The 2,594-nt window shown below is 73.1% G+C and carries 1 protein-coding gene; it reads left to right on the plus strand.

The features are described from left to right. Positions 1–63: 63 nt before the first annotated feature. Positions 64–2,565, plus strand: a complete 2,502-nt coding sequence (locus ACIQOV_RS36680; protein WP_401055129.1) for an RICIN domain-containing protein — start codon at positions 64–66, stop codon at positions 2,563–2,565. Positions 2,566–2,594: the final 29 nt, after the last annotated feature.

The raw sequence follows: 2,594 nt of genomic DNA on the forward strand, positions 1-2,594 counted from the left end.
CCCGTTCCGCACCCCCCACAGCAGGGGCGCAACCGTGCGCCCCGCCACGGAAGAGGAGTACCAGTGCCACCTCTACGCACCCGATGGGCCCGCGTCCTCGCCGCCACCGCCCTGGCGGCACTCGGCGCCGGCACCCTGGCCGCCGGACCGGCGCCCGCCGACAGGCCGTCCGCCGACTCACCTGCCGCCGGCAAACCGGCCCCCGCCACGTACACGGTCTCGGTCGGCAGGACCGGCTCGTACGCCTACCCCGACGACACCCAGGCCAGCCCCTACACCGACAAGGACGGCACCTTCTACTTCCAGCAGTCCCACGCGCTGTACGGCGCCAAGGACTCCCGGCAGTGGGACTTCTTCACCGGCCGGGACTTCGACAGCGCCACCAGGTCCGCCGCGATCAGCGACGCCGTCAACCCCGCCGACCCGTCGGACCGCAACGACGACACCACCGCACGCTGCAACAACAGCCCCACCGGACGGCAGTCCAGCTACGCGCCGCAGGGTTCGCACTACGCCCAGCGGAACTACTGCGACCTGGCCGGGGTCTGGGTCGACCCGGACACCGGGGACTGGTACGGGCTGGTGCACAACGAGTTCACCCCCCAGCCCTTCGGCGACGGCCTGCACTACGACGCGATCGACTACGCCGTCTCCACCGACCAGGGCCGGACCTGGGCCATCAGGGACCACGTGATCACCTCGCCGTACAGCACCGCACGCGGCGACACCGCGGCCTTCCCGCAGCAGACCTTCTCCTACGGCGACGGCGACCAGCGACTGTTCGTGGACACCGCCTCCGGATACTTCTACGTCTTCTACGGCTCCCGGATCGTCGACAAGGGCGGCAGCTGGGGCGCGTTCCAGCAGCACGTCGCGCGGGCCCCGATGTCCGCCAAGATGGCGCCGGGCAGCTGGCAGAAGTGGTTCGACGGCGCGTGGTCGCAGCCCGGGGCCGGCGGCCTGGAGAGCGACATGGTGCCCGCCGACGGCGCCAACCCCACCGGGTACCTCCCGCCGGCCAAGGAGTACAACCCCGCCAACCCCGGCACCGTCAGCCAGCAGATCGCGGCCGGCACGCTCGCCCCGAGCACGCCGCTGTTCGTCATGAACATCAGCTACGACGCCTATCTGGGCCTCTACATCGGCACTCCGCAGGCCGTCGACCAGAGCGGCAACGCCCCGCAGCAGATCTACGCCACCAAGGACCTGGCCACCCAGAAGTGGACCCTGCTCGGCGACACCGGCAGTTACCACACCGCCTCCTGGTACCGCTGGTTCCTGGACAGCGCCAGCCTGACCGGCGCCACGATCGTCGGCAAGACCTTCAGGTCGTACTGCTCCTTCGCCTGCGCCGGCTCGGACGGCCAGTACGTCGAGCTCACCGTCGGCTCCTCCGCGCCGGCCGCCCCGCCGGTCGACCTGACCAGGACCTACCGGATCCAGAGCGGCAACGGCCGGGTCCTCGCCCAGACCTCCGGCGGCTCCGCCGTCACCTCCACGGCCAAGGCGGCCGGCTCCGCCCGCGAGTCCTGGCGGTTCCTGGCCGAGGGCGACGGCTCCTACCGGATCGTCAACGCCGCCACCGGTCAGCTGCTGGGCGTCGACGCCACCTCGACGGCGGGCCGGGCCTGGGGCGCCGCGCTGACCGCCACCGGCGCCGTCGGCGGGAACGCCACCGTCGGGCAGCAGTGGTTCATGCTCCCCAGCAAGGCCGGGAAGGGCCGGTTCCAGCTGGTGAACCGTTACAGCGGCCTGGTGATCGGCATGTCCGGCACCTCGGGCCGGCTCGCCGAGACCGTGCCCGCCCGCTCCTGGAGCGACACCACCGGCGGCACGGTCGGCGGCGGCCGCACGGCGGCCGAGCAGACCCTCGCCCTCGCCCCGACCGGCACGGCCCCCGAGGCCGTCGTCCTCACCGCCCCCGGCGACCAGGCCGGCACCGTGGGCAAGGCCGCCTCCGTCCAGCTCGGCGCCACCGACAGCGCCGGCAAGCCGCTCACCTTCACGGGGGCCGGGCTGCCCGCCGGGCTCTCCGTCAGCCCTTCGGGTCTGATCACCGGCACCCCGACCGGGCCCGGAGTCTCGAAGGTCACCGTCACCGCCTCCTCCGGCACCGCGAGCGCCTCGGCCGTCTTCACCTGGACCGTCGAGCCGGACCTCAGCGGCAACCACACCCTGACCACGGGCGGCAAGGCCCTCGACGACGCCGACAGCAGCACCGCCGCCGGCAACCCCCTCATCACCTGGACCGCCTCCGGCGGGAGCAACCAGCTCTGGCAGTTCCGCCCCCAGCCCGACGGCTCGTACGAGTTGGTCAACGGCCTCTCGTCGATGTGCGCCGACGTCAGCGGCGGCTCCACGGCCGCCGGCGCCCAGGTGATCCAGTGGCCGTGCGGCGGCGGCGCCAACCAGCACTGGAACGTCCGGCTGACGGCCGACGGCTCCCGCACCGTCACCTCGGCCCACAGCGGCCTGCTGCTCACCACCGCCTCCGGCGCCGACGGCGCCGCGGTGACGCAGGAGCCGGACACCGGATCGCCGCTGCAGCGGTGGTCGATCTCCTGACCCAGGCCCGCAGGACGGTCCCCTGGGGG

The sequence above is a fragment of the Kitasatospora sp. NPDC091257 genome, from assembly GCF_044757675.1.
Taxonomy (GTDB): Bacteria; Actinomycetota; Actinomycetes; order Streptomycetales; family Streptomycetaceae; genus Kitasatospora; species Kitasatospora lactacystinica.